The sequence below is a fragment of the Streptomyces sp. NPDC014870 genome (assembly GCF_043081505.1).
Lineage (GTDB): Bacteria > Actinomycetota > Actinomycetes > Streptomycetales > Streptomycetaceae > Streptomyces.
This window is the reverse complement of sequence record NZ_JBIBWQ010000014.1, coordinates 268,928-276,041: the sequence shown is the minus strand read 5'-3', so window position 1 is coordinate 276,041 and position 7,114 is coordinate 268,928. Positions and strand designations below refer to the sequence as shown.

Here is a 7,114-nt window from a genome sequence, read left to right as displayed (position 1 = left end):
CCTCCTCCGCCTTGCGATCCGTCCCCTAGGCCCAGAGGGCCTGGGGAGACCCCATGCACCAGACCCCGCTCCCTGATCCGGCCTGATCCAAACGACAGGCCCTACACCCCACGGCCCCCACCCTCCTCACGCTAAGCCGGACCGCCGCGCCCCGGGCACCGTCGTTGGGCCCGGGCGCGCGGGCCACAAGTCCCCTCGCCTCGGGCCTTTCACGGCCCCGAACCGCCCCCGGAGCCCGCCTACGGTCGGAGACGGACACCCCTCTACCCCACGGAGAGCCCGCCATGGCCACCCCCACCCAGACCCTCGTGCTGATCGGCCACGGCATGGTCGGCCACCGCCTCCTGGAGGCGCTCGCCGAGCGCGGCGCCCTCGCCGACCCCGCCGATCCGACGGGCCCCGGCTGGCGGGTCGTGGTGCTCGCCGAGGAGGACGTACCGGCCTACGACCGGGTCCACCTCTCGTCCGTCTTCACGGGCACGGACCCGGCCGATCTCGGGCTCGCCGCGCCGGACTTCCTCGCCGCCCACGGCATCGACCTGCGCCTGGGCGACCCCGCCGAGCAGGTCGACACGGCCGCCCGCACGGTCACGACCACCTCCGGCGCCGTCGTCGCGTACGACGCGCTCGTCCTGGCCACCGGCTCGTACCCGTTCGTCCCGCCGATCCCCGGCGCCGACGCGCCCGGCTGCTTCACGTACCGCACGCTCTACGACGTCGACGCCCTCCGCTCGTACGCGCGGGACCGCGGCGCCGACGGCCGCCGTACCGGTGTCGTCGTCGGCGGCGGGCTCCTCGGTCTGGAGGCGGCGGGCGCGCTGCGGACCCTCGGTCTCGCCACGCACGTCGTCGAGTTCGCGCCCCGGCTGATGCCGCTCCAGGTCGACGACGGCGGGGCGGCGGCGCTGCGGGCCACCATCGAGTCGATGGGCGTCGCCGTGCACACCGGTGTCGGCGCCGCCGAGATCGAGACGGACGCCGACGGGCGGGCACGCTGCCTGAAGCTCTCCGACGGCACCCGCATCCCGGCCGACCTGGTCGTCTTCTCGGCCGGAGTGCGGCCACGGGACCGGCTCGCGCGGGAGTCGGGGCTCGCGGTCGGCGACCGCGGGGGCGTCGCGGTCGACGAGCACTGCCGCACGACCGACCCGTACGTCTACGCGATCGGCGAGTGCGCCCAGACCTGCGACGGGCGGGTCTACGGGCTCGTGGCGCCCGGCTACCAGATGGCCGAGACCGTCGCCGACCGGCTCGCGGGCGCGGGCGACCTCGTCTTCACCGGCGCCGACACCTCCACCAAGCTGAAGCTTCTCGGCGCGGACGTGGCCTCCTTCGGCGACCCGTTCGCCGCCGGGCCGCAGGCCACCGAGGTCGTCTTCTCGGACGGCCGCGAGGGCGTCTACAAGAAGCTGCTGCTCGGCCCCGAAGGGCAGTTGCTCGGCGGCATCCTGGTCGGTGACGCGGAGGCGTACGGCTCGCTGAAGCCGCACGCCGGGCGGCTCCTGCCCGCTCCTCCCGAGGCGTTCCTGCTGCCCGCCGGCGGCGGGGGCGGCGAGCTGCCGGGTGCGGACAGCCTGCCCGACGACGCCGTCGTCTGCTCGTGCCACAACGTCACCAAGGGCGCGGTCCGCGCCGCGATCACCGAGCACGGCCTGACGGACGTCGGCGGGGTCAAGCGCTGCACGAAGGCGGGCACCGGCTGCGGCGGCTGCGTGAACACCCTCCAGGCCGTCCTCGACGCCGCCGGGGTCGAGAAGCCGCGCGGCCTCTGCGAGCACTTCCCCGAACTGTCCCGCTCGGACGTCTACGCCCGCGTGCGAGACGAACACATCCGCTCCTTCAGCGAGTTGACGGAGAAGTACGGGAGCGGCGGTGAGGGCTGCGTCGTCTGCAAGCCGGTCGTCGCGAACGTCCTCGGCACCCTCGCCCCCGAACTCGGGCTGCGCCACATCCTGGAGGGAGAGCAGGCCGCCCTGCAGGACTCCAACGACCTCTTCCTCGCCAACCTCCAGAAGGACGGCACGTACTCGGTCGTCCCGCGCGTCCCCGGCGGTGAGATCACCGCCGAGCAGCTGATCGTCATCGGCGAGGTCGCCCGTGACCACGGCCTCTACACGAAGATCACCGGCGGGCAGCGGATCGACCTCTTCGGCGCGCGGAAGGCGGAACTGCCGGTCATCTGGCGCCGGCTGATCGATGCCGGCTTCGAGTCGGGGCACGCGTACGGCAAGTCGCTGCGGACGGTGAAGTCCTGTGTCGGGTCGAAGTTCTGCCGCTTCGGGCAGGGCGACTCGGTGCAGCTCGCGATCGACCTGGAGCTGCGCTACCGGGGCCTGCGGGCGCCGCACAAGCTCAAGGGCGGGGTGTCGGGCTGTCTGCGCGAGTGCGCGGAGGCGCGCGGCAAGGACATCGGCGTGATCGCCACCGCAGGCGGCTGGAACCTGTACGTCTGCGGCAACGGCGGCACCAGCCCCCGCCACGCCGACCTGCTCGCCGCCGACCTCTCGGCGGCCGGACTCTTCGCGCTGATCGACCGGTTCCTCATGTACTACGTACGGACCGGGGAGCGCCTGGAGCGGACGTCGGCGTGGCTGGAGCGGCTCGACGGCGGGCTCGACCATCTGCGGGAGGTGCTCGTCGAGGACCGGCTCGGGATCGGCGCGGAGCTCGAGGCCCAGATGGAGCGGCACGTGGCGGCCTACCGCGACGAGTGGCGCGCGGTCCTCGACGACCCCGAGGCGCTGGCCCGCTTCGGCCCGTACGGGGACGGGGTGGAGTTCCTGGAGCCGGGGCGCGGGCGGGCCACGGTGCTCGCGGACGGCGGCGAGGCGGCGCTCTTCAAGGACGGCGGGGGCGAGGTCTACGCGGTGGGCAACCGCGACCCGTTCTCCGGGGCGGACGTGATCGCCGACGGGATCATGGGGACGCGGGACGGGGAGCCGGTGGTGGCCTCGCCGATGCTCAAGCAGGAGTTCTCCCTGCGGACCGGGGTCTGCCTGGACGACCCGTCGGTGGCGCTGCCGGTCCACGAGGTCGTGTCGGGTGTCCCTACGGCCCGCGACTGACGGGACCTCCGCCCGCCCGGGTCGCGACCATGGCCTCTCACGTACCCCTCCTGTGGAAGCGCACGGTGGAGGAGCAAGGAAGGACCCCGACGGTCCCCTAGTCCCCACCCCCAGGGAAGCGCCATGAGTTCCGTAGTCCAGGACAGCAGAGCGGCGACGAGCGGGCCGGCACCCTCGTACGACGCGGAGCAGTACCGCCCCGGCACGCCGATCACCGACTGGGAGCCCGAGAACGAGCTCTTCTGGAAGTCGATCGGCAAGCGCGTCGCCAACCGCAACCTGTGGATCGCGGTCCCGGCGCTCCTGGTGGCCTTCGTGGTCTGGCAGGTGTGGAGCGTCACCGCCACGAACCTGAAGGACGTCGGCTTCGGCTTCTCGACCTCGCAGCTGTTCTGGCTGACGGCGATCCCCGGCCTGACCGGTGGTACGGCCCGGATCTTCTACACCTTCCTCGGCCCGCGCGTCGGCCAGCGCCGCTTCACCGCGCTGTCGACGGTCGTGCTGATCGTGCCGCTGATCTGGCTGGGCATCGCGATCCAGAACCCCTCGACCCCGTACGGCGTGATGGTCGCCATCGCCGCCCTGTGCGGCATCGGCGGCGCCAACTTCGCCTCCTCGCTCGCGAACATCGGCTTCTTCTTCCCGAAGGCGAGGAAGGGCAGCGCGACCGGTATCAACGGCGGGCTCGGCAACCTGGGCGTCTCGGTGGTCCAGCTGCTGACCCCGATCGTCATCACCTTCTCGACCATCGCGATCGGCTCGGCCCAGCACAAGGCCGACGGCACCCCGGTCTACCTGCAGAACGCGGCCTTCATCTGGGTGCCGGTGCTGCTGGTCCTCGCGGCCGTGGCCTGGTTCGGCCAGAACGACCTGAAGGTGGCGTCCACCCCCTTCAGCCAGCAGAAGATCATCTTCAAGCGCAAGCACAACTGGCTGATGACCTGGCTGTACGTCGGCACCTTCGGCTCCTTCATCGGCTTCGCCGCCGCGCTGCCGATGCTGATCAAGACCACGTTCCCGGACTACTCCGTCGCCACCTACGCCTGGATGGGCCCGGCCGTCGGCGCGCTTGCCCGGTGGGCGGGCGGCTGGGTCGCGGACAAGCTGGGCGGCGCCCGGGTGACGATCCTGTCCTTCGTGGGCATGGCGGCCTCGATCATCGGCGTCATCACCTTCCTGCCGTCCGGCGCGGACGCGGGCAGCTTCTACGGCTTCTTCTTCTGCTTCCTCGCCGCGTTCTTCTTCTCCGGCATCGGCAACGGCTCGACCTTCCGGCAGATCCCGGTGATCTTCCGCTCGACCCATCTGAAGGGGCTCACGGAGGGCACGCCGGAGTACACGAAGGCGCTGAAGCAGTGCGAGATGGAGTCCGGCGCGGTCACCGGCTTCACCTCGGCCATCGCCGCCTACGGCTTCTTCTTCATCCCGGCCCTGTTCGGCTCGGTGGCCGTGACCAGCGCGATGTGGGGCTTCGTGGCCTTCTACGCCAGCTGTACGGTCGTGACCTGGTGGTTCTACGCCCGCAAGGGCGCGGAGGCGCCCAGCTGACCGGCGCGTCCGGCACCACGGCGAAGGCCCCGCTCAGGCGGGGCCTTTCCGCATCTGGGGAAGGGGACCAATGGCCGTCGACCGGTGACCAATGCCGACTCATTTGATCGATCAAAAGGCGTGCAATGGAAGCAGGCAACGACGCGATCGAATGATTCGAGAAGGCGGTGCGGGCGATGACTGCGACCCCTGCTGAGGCAACGGTGAACGAGCGGGCCGAGACGGCCTGGAAGGGCTTCAAGGGCGGACTGTGGCGCGACGCCGTCGACGTCCGCGACTTCATCCAGCAGAACTACACGCCGTACGAGGGCGACGCCTCCTTCCTCGCCGGCCCCACCGAGCGCACGACGGCGGTGTGGGACAAGCTTCTCGCGCTCTTCCCCGTGGAGCGCGAGCGCGGCGTGTACGACGTCGACGTGACGACCCCGTCGGCGATCGACGCCTTCGCCCCCGGCTACATCGACCAGGACCTCGACCTGATCGTCGGCCTGCAGACCGACGCCCCGCTGAAGCGCGCCATCATGCCGAACGGCGGCTGGCGGATGGTGGAGTCCTCGCTGCGGGACTACGGCTACGAGCCCGACCCGCGGGTCAAGGAGGTCTACACGCGGCTGCGCAAGACCCACAACGAGGGCACCTTCGACGCGTACACGCCCGAGATCAGGGCCTGCCGCTCCTCCGGCGTGATCACCGGCCTTCCGGACGCCTACGGCCGGGGCCGCATCATCGGCGACTACCGCCGCGTCGCCCTCTACGGCGTGGACCGGCTCATCGCGGCCAAGCAGGACGAGAAGGCCGGGGTCGAGAAGGAGTGGCCCACGGACTCCGTCATCCGCGACCGCGAGGAACTGGCCGAGCAGATCAAGGCCCTGGGCGAGCTGAAGGCGATGGCGCGGTCGTACGGGTACGACATCTCCCGGCCCGCCGCGACCGGCCGCGAGGCGATCCAGTGGACGTACTTCGCGTACCTGGCCGCGGTGAAGGAGCAGAACGGCGCGGCGATGTCCCTCGGCCGCACCTCCACGTTCGTCGACATCTACCTGCAGCGCGACATCGAGGCGGGTGTGCTGACCGAGGAGCAGGCACAGGAGCTGATCGACGACTTCGTCATCAAGCTGCGCATCGTCCGCTTCCTGCGCACCGAGGACTTCAACCAGGGCTTCTCCGGCGACCCGACCTGGGTGACGGAGTCCATCGGGGGCATCGGCGCCGACGGCCGTCCGCTGGTGACCCGCTCCTCCTTCCGCTACCTGCAGACGCTGTACAACCTCGGCCCGGCCCCCGAGCCCAACCTGACGGTCTTCTGGTCGGCCCGACTGCCGCAGGGCTTCAAGGACTTCGCCTCCAAGGTCGCCATCGACACCTCGGCCATCCAGTTCGAGTCCGACGAGCTGATGCGACCCAAGTACGGGGACGACACCGCGATCGCCTGCTGTGTCTCGCCGTCCGCCGTGGGCAAGCAGATGCAGTTCTTCGGCGCCCGGGTCAACGTCGCCAAGGCCCTGCTCTACGCGATCAACGGCGGCCGGGACGAGAAGTCCGGCAAGGTCGTCGCCGAGGGCTTCGAGCCGGTCGAGGGCGAGGTCCTCGACTACGAGACCGTCGCCGAGCGGTACGACGCGATGCTCGACTGGCTGGCCAAGACGTACGTGCACGCGATGAACGTCATCCACTACATGCACGACAAGTACGCCTACGAGCGCATCGAGATGGCCCTGCACGACTACGCCCCGATGCGGACGATGGCCTTCGGCGCGGCGGGCCTCTCGGTCGCGGCGGACTCCCTGTCGGCGATCAAGCACGCCACCGTCCGGCCGGTCCGCGACGAGAGCGGGCTCGTGGTCGACTTCGAGATCGACGGCGACTACCCGGCGTACGGCAACAACGACGACGCGGCGGACGACATCGCCGTGCGGATCGTGCACGACTTCATGGAGAAGCTCCGTCAGTACCCGACCTACCGGGATGCGACGCACACCCAGTCCATCCTGACGATCACCTCGAACGTCGTCTACGGGAAGAAGACCGGCAACACCCCCGACGGCCGCCGCGCCGGCGAGCCGTTCGCCCCGGGTGCCAACCCGATGAACGGCCGCGACAGCCACGGCTACGTGGCCTCGGCGCTGTCGGTCGCCAAGCTCCCCTACGACGACGCCGAGGACGGCATCTCGCTGACCAACACGGTCACCCCGGACGGCCTGGGCCGCACCCCCGAGGAGCGGATCACCAACCTGGCGGGTGTCCTGGACGGCTACATGGCCGGCGGTGGCTTCCACATGAACGTCAACGTCCTCAACCGGGATGTGCTGATGGACGCCATAGAGCACCCGGAGAACTACCCGCAGCTGACCATCCGGGTCTCCGGATACGCGGTCAACTTCGTCCGGCTGACCCGCGACCAGCAGCTCGACGTCATCAACCGCACCTTCCACGGCGCGCTGTAGCGGCGACGCCGTAGCCCTCAGCGCCCCGGGGCCGGGCCTCACCCTCACCCCGGCCCC

The 7,114-nt window shown here is 70.7% G+C and carries 3 protein-coding genes; all 3 read left to right on the top strand.

Features of this window, described 5'->3' with window-relative positions:
* The first annotated feature begins 284 nt into the window (after positions 1-284).
* The 3 genes from nirB to pflB all read left to right on the top strand — a co-directional run bounded on the left by nirB (position 285) and on the right by pflB (position 7,057).
* A complete protein-coding gene (gene nirB, locus ACF09C_RS34820; RefSeq protein WP_392097335.1) occupies positions 285-3,065 on the top strand; it encodes a nitrite reductase large subunit NirB in 2,781 nt (926 codons plus the stop codon).
* Positions 3,066-3,188: 123 nt separating this feature from the next.
* Positions 3,189-4,613, top strand: a complete 1,425-nt coding sequence (locus ACF09C_RS34815; protein WP_392097333.1) for a NarK family nitrate/nitrite MFS transporter — start codon at positions 3,189-3,191, stop codon at positions 4,611-4,613.
* A 176-nt stretch (positions 4,614-4,789) separates the two neighbouring features.
* Entirely contained in the window at positions 4,790-7,057 is a 2,268-nt protein-coding gene (gene pflB / locus ACF09C_RS34810; protein ID WP_392097331.1) for a formate C-acetyltransferase, read from the top strand.
* Positions 7,058-7,114 lie beyond the last annotated feature (57 nt).